General features: G+C 59.3%; 10 protein-coding genes. 3 read left to right on the plus strand and 7 right to left on the minus strand.

Going from position 1 to position 19,587, the window contains the following annotated elements; translation table 11 throughout:
* Positions 1-13 precede the first annotated feature (13 nt).
* From ALC15_RS02930 to ALC15_RS02955, 5 genes are all read right to left on the minus strand, one after another.
* Entirely contained in the window at positions 14-3,478 is a 3,465-nt protein-coding gene (locus tag ALC15_RS02930; protein WP_050625984.1) for a UvrD-helicase domain-containing protein, read from the minus strand.
* The gene (locus tag ALC15_RS45105) at positions 3,475-5,304 is read right to left on the minus strand and encodes a PD-(D/E)XK nuclease family protein (RefSeq protein ID WP_200914636.1); all 1,830 of its coding nucleotides are present in this window, start codon (positions 5,302-5,304) and stop codon (positions 3,475-3,477) included. Before ALC15_RS45105 ends, ALC15_RS02930 begins: the two co-directional genes overlap by 4 nt.
* 1,529 nt (positions 5,305-6,833) lie before the next feature.
* Positions 6,834-8,360: an HNH endonuclease gene (locus ALC15_RS02945; protein ID WP_050625987.1), complete on the minus strand. Its 1,527-nt coding sequence runs from the start codon at positions 8,358-8,360 to the stop codon at positions 6,834-6,836.
* A 248-nt stretch (positions 8,361-8,608) separates the two neighbouring features.
* Positions 8,609-10,147 (minus strand): phospholipase D-like domain-containing protein, encoded by a 1,539-nt coding sequence (locus tag ALC15_RS02950; protein ID WP_050625988.1) that lies wholly within the window; start codon positions 10,145-10,147, stop codon positions 8,609-8,611.
* Positions 10,144-13,707, minus strand: a complete 3,564-nt coding sequence (locus ALC15_RS02955) for an AAA domain-containing protein (RefSeq protein WP_128089423.1) — start codon at positions 13,705-13,707, stop codon at positions 10,144-10,146. The genes ALC15_RS02950 and ALC15_RS02955 overlap by 4 nt, the downstream gene beginning before the upstream one ends.
* A 530-nt stretch (positions 13,708-14,237) precedes the next feature.
* Here ALC15_RS02955 and ALC15_RS02965 point away from each other — a divergent pair.
* Positions 14,238-14,480 (plus strand): excisionase family DNA-binding protein, encoded by a 243-nt coding sequence (locus tag ALC15_RS02965; RefSeq protein WP_244485897.1) that lies wholly within the window; start codon positions 14,238-14,240, stop codon positions 14,478-14,480.
* Positions 14,481-15,891: 1,411 nt separating this feature from the next.
* On the opposite strand, the gene ALC15_RS45865 is transcribed toward ALC15_RS02965, so the two are convergent.
* Complete coding sequence (locus ALC15_RS45865; protein ID WP_244485898.1) at positions 15,892-16,023, minus strand: amidase family protein; 132 nt, start codon at positions 16,021-16,023, stop codon at positions 15,892-15,894.
* 1,014 nt (positions 16,024-17,037) lie between these two features.
* On the opposite strand from ALC15_RS45865, the gene ALC15_RS02980 reads away from it, so the two are divergent.
* Together ALC15_RS02980 and ALC15_RS47805 are read left to right on the plus strand one after the other, a co-directional pair.
* Positions 17,038-17,898: a hypothetical protein gene (locus ALC15_RS02980; RefSeq protein WP_050625994.1), complete on the plus strand. Its 861-nt coding sequence runs from the start codon at positions 17,038-17,040 to the stop codon at positions 17,896-17,898.
* 31 nt (positions 17,899-17,929) lie between these two features.
* A complete protein-coding gene (locus tag ALC15_RS47805; protein ID WP_430649129.1) occupies positions 17,930-18,259 on the plus strand; it encodes an SOS response-associated peptidase family protein in 330 nt (109 codons plus the stop codon).
* 26 nt (positions 18,260-18,285) lie between these two features.
* Here ALC15_RS47805 and ALC15_RS02990 read toward each other — a convergent pair whose 3' ends face one another.
* Positions 18,286-19,566 (minus strand): hypothetical protein, encoded by a 1,281-nt coding sequence (locus tag ALC15_RS02990; protein ID WP_128089424.1) that lies wholly within the window; start codon positions 19,564-19,566, stop codon positions 18,286-18,288.
* Positions 19,567-19,587: the final 21 nt, after the last annotated feature.

The raw sequence follows: 19,587 nt of genomic DNA on the forward strand, positions 1-19,587 counted from the left end.
CGCAACGCATTGATCAGATCGCCAGCAACACCCCGCGAGCGGGCAAACCCGTCGACGCGCTCACTGCCCTCGAATACAGTTGCACCTGCCGAACATAACGATCACGGGCCTCGGCAAGCTCTCGATCCGTTTTGAAGTCCACCACAGTCCATCCGGCGAAATCCGGCAGATCCTCTCGAAAAGCGAGGTCAACTACCCCTTCGACGAGGATTTCGTCTTGCATTAGCATTACCGGGATTTCCCGGCGCAGCCGGCCAACTTTCGCCGCGTCCGCAGCTCGTTGCAGTAGGGGATGCGTCTTGGCACGAGACACCGTCGCGACGGCGGCGTCGATCTCTTCCTTCGTCGCGCCGACTATCTTGCCCTGAACGGCAGCGATCGCCGTTAGGTCAACACTCGACGACTGTAGGTCGATCAACGCCAGCACGGCATGAACAAGTGTTCCAAAACGTCGCCCCCCAGGACGATCAATTCCTTCCCGTGCCACCACTTGCACCTCGACGGGCTCAGCGCGCGACTCTTGTGCTTCCCCGTCCCGAGCCAACGAAGTGATCGTTCGCGTCCGCAACGCTGGCAGAGACGCCCCTGCCAAAACCTTGCGACGTTGCGCCTTCCATGCATCATGTCTTTGAACGCTGTCAGTGGCAGCAACCTCACCGGGATCCAGTTCCAGAAGTCTCTGATGACGAAGCGGTGCCAATTCCTCGATTTCCAACTGGAGGCATGCAGGATCCCACCATGTGACCGATAGAGCACCCGGTTCCCGCGTATGCAGGCCTGGCCTCACCGACCCCCACAACGGCGGCTTGCCCCTTGGACCGCGGTCGAGGATGCTCTCTTCCCCAAAGGCAGGGCAGCCAGGCGCGGGCACAGGCGTCCGGCGCGCGGCATCCACCGGATACAATACGGGATTGACGGCTTCGAACCACCCCTCAATCGGCGCATCGCCGCAAGCAGGCACGACCAGAAGATCACGGGCGCGTGTCGCAGCCACGTAAGCCACACGCACGGCTTCAGCCCGATCGCGCTTGAGTTCTAGATCGCTCGCTTCCAAGAGCTCTACCGGCGATGCACCGCAGACCGACTCCAGCCAAAGAGAACGGGTGGTATCGATATGTCTGCTCGGGCGGTCGCGCGAGGCAGGGCATGTCGGATCTCCAAGAATCACAATTGGAAACTCCAATCCCTTAGCCTTAAACACAGTCATTACGCGAACGCCCTCAGTACCCTCCTCAACGATAGGTGCTTCGTCGACTCCACCATGCTCGGCGTCGGATTCGATGCTCTCGACGAACGCGCGGAACGAGGATGCGGTCCGCTCAAACCGTCTAGCCGTGTCTATCAGTCGTTGGCAATTTGCGAGCGCCTGTTCACCATTCTGCCAAAGAGCAATACCAGCCTGCGCCCGTACCGCTTCCAGGAACATCGTCAACGTTTCCGCAATCGGACGGCTGTTACGTCCAACGTGAAGTTGCCGTAGGAGATCAAGAGCGTCTGCGACCTCCAATGCCGCCGGCGCGAGAATAGCGCGGTCGACGATGCGCATCGGATCCAGACGCCGAAATGCGAGATTCCCCTCTCCATCGATCGTCTGGCGATAGAGGAGAAGCGACTCGTCGCTTAAGGCGAACAGCGGGCCTCGGAGAGTCGCAAACACCTCGAGCTCGTCGTCGGGCCATTCGATTGCGGTGATGGCATTTCGTAGCGCGATGACCTCCTCACGGTCATGAAACGACCGCCCGCCGACCAGCACGTGAGGTATGCGTCGAGCTTCCAATTCACGTACATATGGTCGCGTGACGTCGGCGCGAAAATTGCGGAAACGGCGGAATAGAATAGCAATATGTCGAGGTCGAATTGCTGTCTGCTGACCTCCCTCTTCGACCGTCCATCCACTTTCGTTGATCAACCAATCGACGAACGCACCAACCGCGCCTGGCAAGGACTCATTGATACACCAGTCGGTTACCTTACCGTAGTCACCGTAGGGCCGGGGAGCAGGCAGCGCAACGATCGTCGGCTGGCCACTCACATCGGGTCGCGCCCGTTCGAGCGCAACATAGCCATCCGCATCTTCATCCGCGGCGATGGCCGGCGCGAAAGCCTTATTGATAAATCTCTGAATCGAAGGGGTCGCGCGAAAACTTGTGCTCAGATGAAGCAGTTCAGCACCAGCGTCGAGGAGGAGCTTTTTGATCTCCGCGTAAAGCGCGACGTCAGCGCGGCGAAAACGATAGATCGACTGCTTCGGATCTCCGACAAGAAATAGCTTCCCAGGCACCGGCTCGACAGCCCGCCAGTCCGTTACCGTGCGATTGTTGGATGCAATTAGCAGAAGAATCTCTGCCTGAAGCGGATCGGTGTCTTGGAACTCGTCGACAAAGAAGTGGGAGAAGCGGTCCTGCAGCTCCTTTCGGACTTTCTCATCGTCACGGACAAGATTACGCATCTTGATCAGCAGATCCAGAAAATCGAGAGAACCCGTCCTCGACTTCAAGGCCTCATAGTCCATGATCGCTTCTTGCAGGGCGTCGTGCACCAGAGGGGCGAGATCGGCGTCGCTCAAGGCTACGAACGCCTTGAGTTTGGCCCGCACACCGTCCCGGCGCGCCAGAACCTGGTCGCGGGACAGATGTCCGAATGTCGTCCGCGGGGCGCCCTTGTGATCCCAACCCTTGAACCGTCGTCGGTTCGTGGCAAGGTCGCGAAGATCTGCTTCAAGTCCGTCGTAATCGCGTCCACGGACCGCTTCGAGACGCGTTGCCTCCCCGACAAATGAAGCAATTTCCGCCAGATTGCGCGCGAGATAATCGTCCGCCCACGAGCTGAAAGACGCCAGTTCGCCAACCTCAGCTAATTCGTCAAGCAAGACGTCGATGGCCTCCTGGCGATCAAACGGATCTCGCCGCCAGGCCTGAGCAAAATCGCGGTGGTCGCACAGGGCATGCATCGCCGCACGGAGCTGCTCGTGCGGTGGCTCGCTGCCAGACCTCCTCCGCAAAATTCTTCTGGGTCCCTCTGGGGGATTCGCCAAGATCTTTTGCAGCCAGCGCTCAAACGCCTGATCCGCGATTGCCGCGGCCGCCGCGTCATCAAGCATCGTGAAGGAAGGATCGATGCCTGCCTCAACTGGGCGCTCGCCCAAAAGGTCGCCGCAGAATGCGTGGATAGTCCCGATATGGGCAAGTTCGAGTTCTTCGAGCGCCCTATCTAGCCGATTCCTCTCCGTCGGGTCGGCAAGGAGCCTAGCCTTTTCAAGCTCTAGGCGAAGGCGCAGCTTCATTTCGCCGGCAGCTTTTTCCGTAAACGTCACCGAGACGATGCGGGCTAACGTACCCTTTCCGCTCCGGATCAGGCCGACGATCCTGCCGACCAGGGCCGTCGTCTTGCCTGTCCCTGCAGCCGCTTCGACGAAGAAAGTCGTTTCGTATTCGGTGAGAATCCGAGCACGCGCCTTGGCGTCAACCAATTCCGTCATTGCCAATCCCTTAGCGCCTGCAGCATATCAAGGTCAGCTTGAGGCTTTCGCGCCGAACGAATCTCCTCATAAGGGCCGCAGACGGCCCGATACTCACAGTGCCCGCATTGCCCTTCTCCAGGCGCAGCCGGAAGGAAAGGCCTTTCGATAGCCTGTCCGATAACGGCCGCGACGTCGGCGGCAGCATCGCGCGCGCGTCGATCGAGGGAAACAACCTGCTCAGAGAACTGACCTATCGAGGTGCAGAAGTAGAGGCGCCCCTCGGAGACCTTGTCGTCCTCGAACAATTTCTCCGCAGCGAGCGCGTACAAGACGGGCTGCAACGACTTCCCGCCCTCGATGACCGGCTCGCTTGCCCCAGCTTTCCTGCCGGTCTTGTGATCGATGACCCTGAGCAACCCACTCGGGTGTCGCTCCACGAGATCGATCGAACCGCGAAGTTGGATGCCGCAGTCTAATAGCACGGCGTTCGGTACCGATCTAGGATCTGCTTCACCGCGGTCACCTGCCCGAGCCAGCCCGAACGATAGTTCGAAATGTCTTGGAACAAAGCCCGACGTGTCCTCGCTCAGCCGCCGCAGCCACTCTCGGAGATCAGCGCGGATTTCAGCCACGGCGTTCTTCCAGACCTGATCTATGGCCGGCGCAAGCTCGTCCTCGTAGCGATCTGTTACCCCGACCATGACTTCTTCGAGCAGGGCTCTTGCCCGCTCGAGATTGGCCGGACGCACCGGTAGTAGATTCTCAGCCATCAAGCGAGCGAACAGGGCGAACTGGACGTCGTGGATCACGGAGCCACGCTGGAGCGGATCCAGATCGTCGATTGCGATCGCGATATCTCGGGGCGTGATTCTCTGGATAGCGTGAAGAAAGAAGCTATATGGGCAGCGCGAGAAGGTCTGCAGCGCGGTCGGTGAATAGCCACGAGCGTTGAGAGCGTGCTTGGCCATAATAGCTCGAACATCCGTCGAGGAACTGAGCAACCCGTCCGCGACAGTCCAACCACGATTCCAACGCTGATAGCGGTTGCGCAACGCTCGCGCGAGATGCGGGTTGGCTCCCAAGAGATAGCGCGCCCGGCCCACGCCGGCATCCATCGTCCCCATTAGGCCACTGAGGACGGCAAGATCATGCTCCGCATCGTCGACGGCTTCGTTCGGATCGTCCGGTGCCGGCCAACCGAGCCGGCTTGCAGCTACCGTCTCCGCTCGGCGTGCAAGTTCCGCAAAGTCCGGCAGCTTGCCTTCCGCCGACCTCACGGCTTCCAGCGCATAGAACGAGGGCACGCGCGGACGCGATTGATCGAGGTCGACTCGTGGATAGGAGAAGAACATGCGCCGTTCGGCCGCACCCACTGCAAGGGCCAGTGCAAGCCGCTCCTGGTCAAGTCGGGACTGATTGGTCGCCAGATTGCTGTTGAGCTGAGCGCGGATAACGTCCAGCAGGATCGGCTCCTCGACGATCTTCTTGGGAAACATCTTTTCCGCCAAGCCCGGCACGAAAACCGCCTCGAAGCTTAGTCCTCGTGCCGATTCGATGGAGCCAACGAAGAGCTTACCGTACCGCTGTGGGGCCGGCGGCTCGGCTGCCTCTAACAAAAGGCTTCGGAGGACAGCAACGACCTCGTCCAAGGTCACCGGGCCCACCGGCGCCAGCGGCTCCAACTCCGCCAGCACCGCGAGCACGCGTTGCGGTCGCCTGAGGCTTCGGGCCGCAAGTGCGCTCAACCGGTCGAGCCATTCCCGCCAGGTCGCTGAGATCGGGAGGCTTTCAAGTTCATCAATCAGCGGAAGGGCAAAGCAAGAAAATGCCGTGAGATCGTCCATCTCACGGGAGATCGCGGCGGCCCGCGCGTCCTCCTGGACTTCCGTCACCTCGAGCCTGCGGCGCAGATCGTTCGCAAGGCCGTCAAGTCGCCTCCGCCAACGATCGCTTCCACCTATTACCGCGGCTTCGACCAGTAGCCGTTCCCATCGCCGCGGCGCCCTGAGACGCCCCTCGCGCACGGGCCCGTCCGAAGGTTCCGAGATGTCCGAACTCTGCAGCGGCATAGTCGTAGATTCGCTTGTGCCAGCCATCGTCGAGGCCGAAGTGCTCTCCGTGTCCGGCGCGATCCACAAATCACCCCGAAGCGGCGCCTCGGGAGGTTCACCCGCCACAGCATCAGGCACCTGGCTGAGCGAAAGGTATTCGGCGAACCTTTGAGCCGAAAGCCTTCGGCAGCGCAATCGAGCAAACAGCAAAAGGCGCGGCCGGCGGGCTCCGGCCTCACAGCCCCGCGCGCGAAGTGAACGGGGATCCCCGCCCGAGAAAAAGCCTCCACGAGATGCGAACGATAGAGGTCGGCCGACCGTAACAGAACGGCCACCCGATCGAACGGGAGACCGCCCCGCGCAAGCGAGAGTATGCGGCGAGCGATCTCGACGCATTCCCGCCCCTCTCCCGGTGCTGAGAATATCTCGATCTCATCGCCCCCCTCGATCTCCGGTGGCTGCTCATGCTCGTTGAAGAGATGACGTTGGAGCCGCGCGAGAGCGTCGTTCGGCTCGCCAGCGGCCGAATCCAGATCGCGGCTTTCGAAGCCTAAACGATCGCATATCCGATGCAATGTTTCGATATCGGCGGCTGGCACAGTTGCCAACGTTTCTTGTGCAGCAGAGACGAACGCAGAAAGGAATTCGAATTCTGCTTCGGTCCGTACCGCGACGTCTAGCAGCAACGTTGGTAGGCCGACCAGCCGGTGCCGGTCTGGCCGAGAGATCGCGCTCGTTGCGAGCTCGAGAGTGCCGGACCAATCGATGAAACCACCCTCCGCCAACTCGTGCTCATATTCGCGAACGATCGGTTCCAAGTCAGGAACGACCGCCTCAAGCTCACTTGAGCGGACGCCGGCGGAGCGCAATTCAGCTATCACGCTCGCTGTCGCTCGGGGAAAGCCTGGCGTCTCGCTTACGGAAACGTACCGGCCCAGCTTGCCCTCGTCCCTCAAACGATGGATCAACCGCGTCGCGATTGCGTCGGTCCCAACTTTGGTGAGCGGAACCACTCCGCGGTGCGCGAGCTCTCGAGCCGCGACGATAGAGACGAGCTGCGCAAGACTGATACGATGCCAACCGAACGCCGCGCCGCTTCGAGACGCAACTTGCCGCACCAGTTCATTGGCGGCGTCGACCGTGGCGCCGACAACGAGGAGTTCTTCATCTCGCTCTCGCGTCTCCAGCCAGGCGCGTGCGCGCTCTATCCGACGACGACTGGAGGCGGAAGTGACCGCAAGCAAGTCCATGGGAACAGGACCATACACTTAATGATTCGAAAAAGCTGTGAAATTCCACCTGAAATCCGGAGCTGATGATAGTCAACCGCGATGGTCTCTCGGATCGATGTTTTCGGCGCACCTCCGCTCGATCTCTCCACCGCCTCCGCAGGCGCGGCAATCGCCGTCGTCGCAGTGGCCCTTTCCCTCGCAGATCGGGCACTCGATCAATTCGTAGTCCTTCACGTCGATGCGCTCCAGATCGCCTCGCGCGACCTGGCCGGCGCCGCCACATATCGGACATTCGCCTCCGGTCCGGATTCCTTCGCCGCTGCAGACGGGACAATCGACCTTGGCGTAGTCACCAAGGTCGATCCGATTGGCGAACCTGCGCTGCATCTCTCTACGACCGCCGCATCCCGGACAATCGTTTCCCTCAACGCGACCTGCACCGCCGCACAGCGGACAATCGACAAGCTCGAATTCCCGCAGATCGACCGCGTCCGCGTGGCGGCGATCAAGCTCACCCTCGCCCCCGCATACTGGGCAGAGCTCGCCCTCGTATGTTTGCGAGCCGCCACATAGCGGACAGTGAATCTTTTCGTAGTCGCCGAGGTCGACTAGGTCCGCATACCGACGATCCATCCGCGCTTCGCCGCCGCAGACCGGACAGGGCTCCCCGCGGAACGTATCTTCTCCCTCGCAGAGTGGGCAGTCGACTTTCTCGTAGTCTCTTAGATCGATCCGATCGACGAACTTCTCCTCGATCTCCCTATCGCCGCCGCAGACGGGGCAGTCCGTGCCCTTGTGACGCCCCGATCCCTCACATAGGGGGCAGACCACGAATCCGAAGGCCGCGACGTAATCCTTCCTGATGCTACGCGCCTTCTCAAGTCTCGTCGCAATGGGACTCTCATCTTTCGAGAGCGAAGCGACCTCAGCCGAGATCGACTTGAACGCCTCATACTTGGGATCTTGCTTCGAAACGGGCGCAAGCGCAGGCAACCTCTCCAGCGTCGATTCGGCGATTCTCGCAACGGCCTTCACCTGTTCGCCGGTCTTCGCTTCGGCCAGTTGCTTCGCGAGTGCGCTGCAGTCCTCCAGCACTGTGAGAAGCGTGCTGCTGATTTCATGCTGCGTGCGCCACAGCAGCAACTTGTAACGATGAAGGATTTTCTTGAACGACCCGACAAATTCGGCGTTCTCCTCGTCGGGACCAAAGAGTCCGTTATCGTACGCCGTATGATGATTGCTGCACAGCCAAAGCAGGTTTTCCGGATGGTTGTTCTTGCTTTTGTAGACAGGGTCGAGATGCGCCGCTTCGCACGAATCTTGGTGGCCATGGCAGATGGCGCAGGCGCCGTTCGCCTCCTGCTTGATCTCCCGCCGGATGCCCGCAGGGACATGTGGACGCTTGCCGGGCTTGTGGGGCCAAGGTGCCTTCAGCCATTGATTGAAACCGATAACCTCGACCTCTTCAAAGAACAGCGCCTCTCCCTTCTTGTCGGCGACCTTCAGCTTCCGGGGCACGCCCGACTTAGGCGCGTTAACGGTCAGCCATCTCAGAAGATCGGGCGACATTCCGGTAAGGCATGCGGCTTCGTATTCACTCAAGAACTTCTTGGGCATTGCAATTCATCCAATACGCAGAACAACCACTCCAGCTTAACCGACCCCTCAGCCATTTCTGGCATGTTCGAACCTTCGAATGAGATAATCGGCGACGCGGTTGGATTCTACGAACACTCCGATCTCGCTAAGCCGAGCGATCTCCGAGGGATCCGCTGACAACCAGTTTTGGCTTGTGACGGCCAAATTATCGTCGTCCCAAGCTAGTATCTTTGCGTGCAGTCGCGGCTGATGAATCGGCCGAAAACCTATGCCTTGTTTCGCGAGCTCAAGAGTGAGGCCGGCGGCATCGATTCCTGAAAGTGGCCCCGTCGCCGGCCGTAGTATAGGCCAACCTCGATGCGGCTCTCTCTGACAGCGGCCAAGGCGGGTATGATGATCATCGGCCGCCCTGCGATGCCGATTCGATGGCTTGTGACGAAAATTCTCCTTGCAGCGGAATCACGTGCTTCGAGCACGAGAGCGCCATGGTCCGGAGCCAGCAGTATCTTCATACGCGCAGTGCGGCCTGCCGGACGCGGAATCTGCTCTATTCGTCGACCGAGGATCGTTAGATCGGTCGCAAATTCATGCCACACGCCGGGCGATCCGAGCGACATTGAAGCGAGATGCCGCACCAGTTGACCGACCAGCGCAGGTTCGCGAACCCGAACAGATGCTTCGAAGCTGTCGAAGTCGGAAGACAACCAGTTGCACGATCCGACGATCGCCGACCATTGTCCTCTTCCGTCGTCCGCGATGAGCAACTTCGCATGCGATCTCGTCGTGAACGAATGAATTCTGATTTGGCCGCCCCACCCCGCCTCGTCGATCGCGCGCTGAAGGGCCGAAACGGCGCGTCTCGAGCTGGAGACGCTCGTTCCGTCGTCATCCTGTCCCCACATGACGCGGACGACTGTGCCCTTAGATGCCGCGCCTGTTAGTTTGGGCAATATCCCGGGGATGGACTTCTCGGAGATAAAGGTCGAATGAATTATGACCTCCTCGCGAGCTTGCGCGAGGGCCCTGTCGAGCGCGGACGAATGATCCTGCGCGTCGATCAGAAGATCACTCTGCTCGAACAGCGCGGTCGTGGTCGCCGCTGTCGGCGACGGACGCGAGGGTTCGGGCGCGGCGGAAACTGCAGTCTTTGTCTCGCTCTTCTTGAGGGACTGAGCAGCGGCGGACCTAATCGCCTCGCGCAGAGCGGGGTTTGCCCGCGCGGGCAGACCCTCGATCGCGTCATTCACGACCGTCACGACGGCAAATCTTTCGAGAAAACGATCGGGGCTCGCTTCGACCCGGACGATGACTTCGTCCTCCCCCTCTAGGGCCGTGAATAGTTCGGCTAAGTCCTCCTTGTCGTGGTCCGGAGACTTTTGAAGGTAGACCAAGTTCTCGCCAAGCTTCGCGAGTTCATTTCTGTGTCGGGCGGCGATTTCGGAGCGCCTGAAGACGCTGCCGGAGACCTGGTCGATGAGGAAACCCATCCAGCGGGGCGTGGTTACCGTGAGCGCCTGGAGCGATCCATTTTTGATCTGCGCTTGACCACTGTCGGTCGCAACGAACGAAAGGCCATCACTGCCCGCTGCCAATTCTACCCACCCCACCCGCATGAGCCGGATGAAGGCCTCGACGACGACACGTCGTGGAAGACTCGAGCGTTGAGCTAGATCGGCGGCTGTCGCTGGGGTCCGTGCGACGGATTCGAGCATGAGATGCTCGATGAGGCTCCAACGCTTTCCTTTTTCGACATGGAAGCGGCGCCTACCGCGCAGCACCGGGATCGCAACCTGCACGACGCTCATGCTGAGGCCCCACGCAATTGGGACCACGAGACTATCTGTGCATCGCCGTCGTTCTTAGCGGCATCCAACGCCCCGAGGAATTTCTTCATGAATCCAATATCCGACTCCGGAAGGCCTTCAGCGACGTCCACCACATTTCGGTAGAACTCCAAGCTTCCGATCACAACGAGCCTCCACTTCGCGCGGCTCAGCAGCACGTTCATCCGTCTATTGTCGCGGAGAAATCCTAGGGCCTTCGCGGGCGCGCCATGGCCATTGTTTCGAACCAGCGAGATAAGGACGATGTCGGCTTGATCGCCTTGGAAGGAATCGACCGTTCCGCAAAACTCGCCGTCGCCGACGGCCGGTTTGAATGACGACAAGTGCGCCAATCCCGCCGTCTTTGCGTTAATCGCATCACGCAGCGAACGGACTTGTTCGCGATAAGGGGAAAGGACCGCTAGAGACGGCTTCGATCCGTCCTGGGCTCGCAGGTTGGTCAGAACGGCTAGAGCAGCCTTAACTTCGTCCGGATTTGACCATGGCGGTGCCTTCTCCCCGCCCCTGTACCCTTTGGCCGCCCTCACAAAGGGCATGTCGACGAACACAATCGGCGCGTCTGGTATCGATCCGCCGGTACTCAGCGTTAGCGGAGGCTTCCTAGTCCGATATTCTTCGGCCTTCTTCGTATTCGTCGAGAGATCGCCGCCGTAGAAGCAATCCGAGACTATCTTCGCGATTGCCGGATGCATCCGGTACTGCTCTTCGAGTCGCCTAGCGATGGGACGGAATTCGCGACGAGATCTGGCCTTTCGCGCAAATTCCTCCTCCACCATCGATTCGAACATCGTGAGGATCGAGAGGGTCTGAGAACAGAGCCGACCGAAATCGTCGCTATCGTCCTCGATCTCGTCGAAGAGTTCGTCGAGCCCTGCGTCCTTTAGATGACGCGAAATCAGCTCCTGCGCGGCTCCGACAGCCGCCTTCACCTTGTCGGGCGCAGAAAGCAGGCGCGTCATCCGCTCGACATTGTACGGAGGCAGCTGCTTGTGATCTCCGATCATCAAGCGGCGGTAAGAGAGTAGAAGCGGCGACAGCAATTCGCCACCCGTCGCTTTACCGGCTTCTTCTACGATGGTCCAATCGAACAGGCTCCGCTCCTCTATCAGCCGTTCGACGGCCGCTGAGTTCGTGGTCGCGAAGACCAGGTTGGCGGATCGTAGGATCATGCCTTCGAAAGCCCGCCCTTCCGCGTTCATGCGGTTTCTGCGCCTTGAGCGGCCACCTCCCTGCTGATCCTCTCTCGCGCGAGCAAGCGCTATCACCTTTTGCTGCAGACCGCTGCTCGCTTCGGCGACCAGCTGGCTCTTTGCAAGCGCCTGGAGGTGCCGGTCAGCCTGCCTGTCGATTTCCAAATCAGTGTCGGACGGATCATCGTCCGCCGGGCGAGCTCGCACCATCACTGGCGTCACGCCTGATCCGTCACTGAAGATGGACTGTATCTCTTTCATTAGATGGTCGATCGCCGCGTTGCTTTGGGCGGAGAGGAGCATCCTCGTCGAGGGGTCATCCTCGAACCGTCGCTTGACGATGTCGCCAACGAGAAAGGTCTTGCCGACGCCGGGCGGGCCCTGAAGAAAGAACAACGGGACCGTCGAGAGTATCTCGCGGAGCGCGCCTTTCTTCGACTCGTCGAGCTCCTTGAAACGAGCCTCTTTTTCGTTCAGCGGATCGTGGCTGTCATCGATACGCGACCTTGGGTCGGTCAGCATCCGAAGCAATTCAGTGTGCTCGCGCAAGACCTTTAGGGCCTTCCTTCGGCGTCGGAATTGGGCGAGCTGTCCGGCCATACCCGGCGGAGAAAGGTAGGCAATCGATGTGGCCTCGGCGGCGGACGCTCCGTCGAAGCGCAAACGCTCTCGCGCTTCCGCCTCACTGCGGTCCAAGAAGCGCCATTCCGTCTCGTCGGTATGATCGCCAAGTTCGCCTGTCTCGGTAAGGATCCAGCTCCCTTCCTGTTGGACCAGATCATCGGACTCGAGCATCTTCGTCAGGCGAACCGCTGGCGCCTCGAGCGCCAGAGCATCCGAAAGGCCGGCGCGAGCTCGGTCGTATCTGGACGACACTGTGAGCGTGTAGGATTCGCCGCTCGGCGCGCGCACCGATCTCGCCGGTACTTCGACGGGAAACACATCGGCGGCCGCATAGGCCATCTCGAGGGCGAGCAGCAGCGAGAACGCCCCGTGCATCCGGTCGAGATCGGTCTTCTTGGACTGCTTTGGCTCCGCTTGGCCGATGTAGTCACTCCATCTAGCCACCTTCCCCCTGCGGCGGGGAAAGCTTTCCCGAGCGGCACGGGAATCGACGAGATCCAAGCTGCTCCACTCCAACGCGACGCTGCCTTCAACCCAGTCGGACGGCAAACGACCACGTTGAGCGCGTTCGCAAGTTGCGAACTCCCAGTCAGCTGCTTCTGAGGATTCGGCTACGCGAAACGGCGTAAGCCAATAGGTCATGGCCTGGCCAAGTAGGGCATAGGAAGGCTCGTCATCCGGCTTCTGTCGAACCCGAACGAAGTAAGGCTCCGCTGAGAGATCGGCCTGGATGAATTCCATCTGCGATTGCTCGTCGGCCATCTCGATATCGTTGTCGGAAACACCGCGGATGATCTCCGCGAGCTTTGAGTTCCTCCCCAACCTCAGCGCGATTGCGGATTTCGCCTCTCTGCCAGCGGCCTCGGCGGTTATTGCGAGAACGACGTCGTCCATGCGCCGGCAGATCTCTTCGCCGTCGAGCCGCTCGGCGGTCTCAAGCCTCATCATGCTGCGCAGAAGTTTGCCTTCGGCGGCCGAGAGGTGCTCGGCAATATCGGACGGCACTAGCCTGAGGTCAGATACCCTATCCAGCGGTGCTCCGACCAATTCGGCAACCAAGATGCCCAGGTTGGTCCAATCTCTGCCGAACGAGGCCACATTCTCCCTACCGTCGATAGTTTCGCGGCCCGAGAGCGGCAGATCGGCAGCGGCCAGCCTCATCGACCACTCGAAACCTGTCAGCCGGAAGTCGGGCTGGTCACCGAACGCCGTCATGATCGCCCATGGATCGACGTTGCGGTGGATCACTCCTTGAGAGTGGAGGAGTTCTAACCCTTCGGCGGCACGTTTCGCATTGGCCCAAAGACGTCGTCGATTCCGAGGTAGTCGATACTGCGTCATCACCGAAGGCTTCGAAGCCGCCCGCCTGTAAACTTCAAGAGGACCGGTCTGCCCCGGATCGAGAACCAGATAGAAGCCTTGGTCATCCTCTCCACTGGCCACCATCGGCACGAAGAGTTCTTCTGCTCGAGGGACAGCAGCAAGGCGCTGCAGTTGGCGGATCTCGCTGCGCCAGATTTGTTCCAGGTCGGCGTCGCGTCCTTTGCCAGCCCGGTCCCAGAACTTGACAAGTACGTTTCGGCCGTCGGGATCTATCGCGGGCTGAAGACCTGGCCGACCCAGAGTGGGTTTCGGACCGAGCAGCGGATCGCGCTCGATACGATACGCGCCTAAGAACGACTTCGAGCTGCTTCGTCTTGCTGCCATTTGTAGGACCCAGGGAATCGCAGAGGTGTCTACTTTATCGAACGTTCCGCAGGTCGCGATCAAGTGGAGGAAAGACTATAATCCCCACCCGCGGTTGTGGCGCGGGGCTCGCCGGAATAGCCAAAAGATGAGGGGTTATGTTGCCGCGCGGCGTTCCACCGCAGCGATCCACCGACGACAAATTGGTGGTTCGAGAAACGCTTAGTTTTGAAGTACTTCTGGGCTTCCCAAAATCGATGACGACCCAGTCCAAGGCCGGTGCATCGACGGGCCCGACCCCGTAGGTCCGTCCGATTTGCCCTCTACGGCACGCAGGAGTTAGCGGCGGCATCAAAGAGCCTTTCGTTCAGCACCGCTGGCGACATAGACCAACCGATCCCGGGCGATTGGGTTATGCGCAGATGGCGTCCAAACAGATCAGCAGGAACTCGTCAGCGACCACAAGAGCAGTGCCTTCTTGGTAAGCCCGCGTCCACACCAAGGTCGCGTCGTGGAAAAGCTCATCTCGCTCAGCGAGGCTTGATCCGATTGTGGCGGAGACCATCGAAGCACATGCAGGAACAATGATTGACCGTGATAACAACAAGAGGCGTCGCCTTGTCGAGTTCAAGGACGGTTGCCGCTATGGCAAATTCGGAAAAACCAAGGCTTATGAGCTGATCGCCCGCGAAAGGATCAGGGCATACAAGATGGGCGGAAAGACCTTAATCGACCTCGACAGTGTGGATGAATATCACGCTTCGCTGCCAAGGGTTGAAGCCAGGACGAGCTAGGCGGCCGATCTCCGCCACGAGACTGCGGACGCACTGTCGCGTGGACCGTCGAGGCGGTCAGACCGACGCTGCATTAATGCAGGCTTTCGGCCCAAGAGGCCGCAAGCTTATCAATACGCGCGCCTTGTTCTAGTTGTACTGGCCAAGCTAGCGCCCCACCTCCTCGTCGCGCCGCCGGCTCGCTTTTTCTGCGTGTTGTTAGCGAGTAAGACTTCCACGACATGAGCGTCGTACGTGTCTTCCTAGTTGAGCACGATCTATGCGGTCGAGCGGCCAGGCGCGCACTGGTCGCCCTGTGGCCGCCCAAAATCGGCTCGCTTAGTTTTGTTGCCGGACATCGGCACGCCATCCTCCCTGAATCGCGGATCGACGTCGGGCGGTCGCGCTTCGACGTCAGTCTAGCGCCAAGCGCAACTGAGTCGGTCGCCGTTCAGCCGATATATTTTTTGCGAGCTAATCCGGGGGCCAACTTGTCGGTATTTCTGTCGGTATCTCGGCAGCAGCTTGACCAAAACTCAAACAAAATCAATTGGCTGCACTATTAAGCGATTGTCGGCCAGGAGGCCCCGGCCCTTGAGGCGCATCGGGCGTACGGCTACTTGTTCGGTATTGCTTTCGGAATGATCGCAGGTGTTCTGCGAACAACGTCGAGCATCAGTGAGCGTGACTATCATTCTGCATTGGGCACGGGCATAGCGTGCTTTATCGCAGCTCTCGTGTTTGTTGTTCTCTCGACGAACGAGTCTCAGTGCAGGCTCCGGAGGCTGCTTCGTTGTTCGATTTACGCCATCATAGCGTTCTTCGTTGCTGCGGCCTGTAATCTAAAGATTTGGCACACGGTCTCACTTGTTGACATCCTGCTTGCACTCAACACTGTGCTTGGCTTCGTTGTACTCGCACTTCTATTTGTGCAGACGGCGCGCGACGAGAAACCCAAGCCGCGCAGCTTCTGGTCCGGTTATGTCCAGGAACACTCGTTATCTCATGTGCGCACTGTCAAAGAATTGCGGACAACGCACATTGTGTTTTCGAAGAGGTCACGCCCATTCTGGAAAAGCATTCAAAAAACTGCACATGACGATGTGTCGTCTTTGCTGGCTCCGTGCGGCCTCTTTTTAGTGGCAGTATTTATGATCTTCGTCTTGCCAAACTGAATTCGAAGGGCTGCGTGGCGAAAATTGAAGCCATCCCTGCCGTAAGGGGCGTCTTCGTCAGCAAACCGACGGTGGCTGCTTGATTTCAAGCGCCGTTCTCGCACCTCGCTGATCGAGAATTGTTGCCATCGCTCCAAAGAACGAGATTGCCGACTGCGGAGCTTCTCGGCGCGACGAGTATAAGCTCGCCGCTGGGTTCCGCCTCGCCTCTCGAAAGAAATGCCGGCGACGATGACCGTGGCAGGCGAATCCTCATTCTAGTCTTGCGTCGAATCGATTGCCCGGCTGCCGCGCAGCGTCGGCCAGCCCTTGGCGAGAATGAGATCCTTGAGGGCGACCGGGACACCATCGACCGGACCACGCCGCCAGCGGATTTCGGATTGGCGCACTGACACACGGGCTGCAGCAGCGCGAAAGCGTTGACATGGCGATCGAGTACAGCCTGCGTCGCTTCCACCGGCGAAAGCGTTCCTGCCCGATAGCGCTCGACCAGAATCTAACTGTCCCTATCATCGGCCAGGTGGCCCCTGAACAGTGCTTGCGACCGATTGTCGGGCGTAGCCTCATTCATCCATCAGGGCACATCCGAGGGATCAGTCATTCCACTCGACCTGACCGATGCCCTCGATCGAATAAACGAAGTCGCACCCCAGCTGAGTGAAAAGCCGGCTTATCGACGTCTCGCCACCGCCGCCCGGCGTCTTTGACGCGAGCTATGCGAAGCGTCTTCGCAAAGTAGCGTGTCAGACGGAGCGCAGCGGAGTGAACCCGCGAGCGCCGAGACCGGTTAACGGCGGCACCCGCGGGCGGGGCAGTGATAGCGTTCGCCGAAAGCGAACCCCTTCCGCGAGTGCCCCCGGCGAGACGTTCGATAGATCTTTGCGCGAAGGATCGTTACCCGAAGGGCCGAGACCTCTGGGCTCTGGTGAGCGCTCGCAAACAGAGCCTGACCGACGGATCCGGTCGCGCCGAGATACTTCGAAATGAATCTTCAAAAGTCCAAAACCAGCCCGAGCCCGTCGCGAACCTCGCTCAACGTCGCCTGCGCTATCTGCCGCGCCCTGGATATTCCGACGCGCTCGTAGTTCAGATCGCGGGAGATGGCCGATCGCCCCTCCCAACTTGGCTCGAGCCGGAAAGCGTCTGTGGCCCGCTCGCAACACGGGTAGATTATTGAGCGTGACACAACCTTGGCGACTTGCACGCCGAGATAGCTTAACGTTGGATTGCTGGGTAGGGCTGTAACCCGACATTAGTGCGGTGTTGCGTGACGGGGGCGTTGCATGTCCGCGATGCGAACGATTGCGGTTATCGTTTTTTGTTTTTTAGTTAGCGGCTGCGGAAGTCCGGTTGTCTGGACAGAAACCAGGTCCGGCCCCCCGCGGGGCGACATCGACGGAGCCGTGATCGCCTACGCGTTCGCAGATGGCCGCGTTACGATTCAAGCCCAGTTGAAATCGGGCGATTTGACCCTCACGACTGACCAGAAGGTTGTCGCGCAGGCAGACCCGAAGAGCATGTATCAGCTCATATATAATCACTCTGGGATTTCTCAGGACGACATCGCGATCCTGCTCAATGCCGGTCTCGTGACATCGATCACTACAACGACCACCGACCAGACCGTCCAGATCATTCAAGGTGTCACCAGCCTTCTTTCACAAGTAACTGCGACGCAGGCCGCGATTGCGAAAGCTGCCAAACCGGCTGCCGTTGCACCCGAGGCCACGGCACCGTGCGCGGACATGCAGGCGAGCTACATCCAGAACATTACACACGACCGCGGCGACACGTACGTTACACAGCCGGCCATAGCGAAGACGGGTACATCCGTATGCTCGATCAAGTTCGACATCGTCCAATCTGTTCAATCGGACGTGCCACTTGGGGTACGTGGCTTCGCCGCTCCGAATGAAGCCAATGTGCCGACATCCGACGTGTGCCGCAATGATTATGTGTTCTGCTTCCGGCTTGGGTCGATCTACAAAATATCAGTCACGGCTACGGTTCTCGACAGCAAGGGAACGAAAGTAGGTTCGCCTGTTATGCTGCCACCGTTTACGGTAGCTGCTCCCAATGCGTCGAGCCTTGGATTTGTTCGCTTCGCTCGCCGCGCCTTCGTCGCCAACAAAACCTCTGTGACGTTCGATAGCAGCGGGCTAGTGTCCGGTTTTTCAGCGACTAATCCCAGCGAAGTGTTAGGATACGTTACCGTGACTTCAGCTATTGCCGCCGGGGTGGCCGCGGCCGTAGCGATTCATTGACAGAGATAAAGCCGCGCAAAACGTTTCAGCATTGACGGCGCATGCAAGCGCGGCCTGTTTATGGTTCCTTTCCGAGGCCGGAGCCTCCGGCAAAGAAAAAGCTTCCCCAGTTCGTGCCACTCCTCATGGTTTGAACGATGTCGTAACGGGAGCTGTCTTCGGCGGTAGCCATGCCGTCGAAGTTAGCGGTTACAGCGCCGGTTGCGGTAAGGCGATGCCCGTCATCCTGACCAAGCTCGACGAGATCGAAACCTGGTTGACGGCCCCGACTGAGGAGGCGCTCGCGCTTCAACGGCCCTTGCCGAATGACATTTTGACCCTTGTCGCACGCGGCACGAAGGAAGACGGCGCGGAAGAATAGATGCCGATGACTGCGCGCCGATACCGTCAGCCGCGCCCATACAGACCGGCTGGCCTTTCGATGCCCGTGTTCGCGTTTACTTTGCGAAAGAACTCGATCAAGACTCTCTGCTGCTCATGTCTGTCAAACGTGCGAAGCCGCGCACGGTGCATCAGGCGATCCTGGTGCATTGGGTCACCTGCGCCAGCAAAGCCACTTCCCATTACGAACGCTTGGCCGTTGTGGATGATCCGCCGGCCCGCGATACCTTCGATTCCGGCTTCGACCTCGACCGGTGGTTCCACATTTGAGACTTGCCCCATGAACTGAAGGTAAAGGTCGAGTTGGGTGACGAAGAGATTTTCCATAGGAAGTGAGAAGATGAGCTTACTGTCGCCCCGCTCCCCTTGCCTGAGAATGTCTGCATTCACGCCCCAGATTTCTCCATCGCGTGTGTATTGAGAAAGATTATCGATGCGCGCCGTCGATCCGGCAGGCGTAAAAAAGGCGACCCCGTACGCATTTTGCCTGATCGGTTCGAGGCCCGCGGGCATTCCAAACGGGCCAAAACGGCCGACATTTGTGAGGAGCGTTTGGAGCGAAAGTGGCATCGGAAGCGGCTTGGTTGGTATGACTCGCAGCCACATCACGCTCCGGAATGGCATCGTGTATGCGGCATGGTCGCGATCGTTCTTGTTGGCACCCAGCACCTCACCGCTTGCGAAGAAGAGCCCCTTTCCAATCTTTGGCGGCAATTCAGCGAACGGCGTCAGCACGGGACTTGGAGAGTACGCCTGCAGTGCTTCGGTTAGACGCGCGACTAATTTTTTGCGCTCGGAAGCGATCTGATCTTTTGTCGCATCTGGCGCAAGCGTGTAGAAAATAGGACCGCCTTTGTGACCAAGATCGAACGGCATATCGGCACGCTTGCCATAGTAGCCGTTCATTACCATGAGCACATTTTCCGTCGTTTTCGATTTGAGTGCGTAACCCAGCTCGATGGCGACGTTTGGATTCATCAAAGCCTTGCCGTCAGAGGACACGTTCTCGTCCGTCACATGCGGCGCACCTCGTCCAACCGGAGTGACATCGCCTACAAATACTGTGGCAGCATCGATCTTCTTCAGAATCTCAATGGCCAGATCGGGACTGCCCTTCAGGCTTTTTCGCCCATAGTCCAGTTGAAGCCCCGCCTGAAACTCTTCGTCGGGCTCCTCGATGCCGTTTATTGCATTGATTTGCGCAATGGCTTCCTCCAAAGCGCCGCGGATGAAGTGCCGGGAAATCTTTCCCGGCAAATCAAACTGCCAAGCCCAAAAGATGTTCACTAGCGCAACCTCATCTAAGCG

This window comes from Bradyrhizobium viridifuturi (genome assembly GCF_001238275.1).
GTDB classification, from domain to species: Bacteria; Pseudomonadota; Alphaproteobacteria; order Rhizobiales; family Xanthobacteraceae; genus Bradyrhizobium; species Bradyrhizobium viridifuturi.

Excerpts from the sequence above, each read along its gene's own strand:
- ALC15_RS02955 (WP_128089423.1), bottom strand. The coding sequence starts at position 13,707 with ATGGCAGCAAGACGAAGCAGCTCGAAGTCGTTCTTAGGCGCGTATCGT.
- ALC15_RS45105 (WP_200914636.1), bottom strand. The coding sequence starts at position 5,304 with ATGGACGATCTCACGGCATTTTCTTGCTTTGCCCTTCCGCTGATTGAT.
- ALC15_RS02950 (WP_050625988.1), bottom strand. The coding sequence starts at position 10,147 with ATGAGCGTCGTGCAGGTTGCGATCCCGGTGCTGCGCGGTAGGCGCCGC.
- ALC15_RS02930 (WP_050625984.1), bottom strand. The coding sequence starts at position 3,478 with ATGACGGAATTGGTTGACGCCAAGGCGCGTGCTCGGATTCTCACCGAA.
- ALC15_RS02945 (WP_050625987.1), bottom strand. The coding sequence starts at position 8,360 with ATGCCCAAGAAGTTCTTGAGTGAATACGAAGCCGCATGCCTTACCGGA.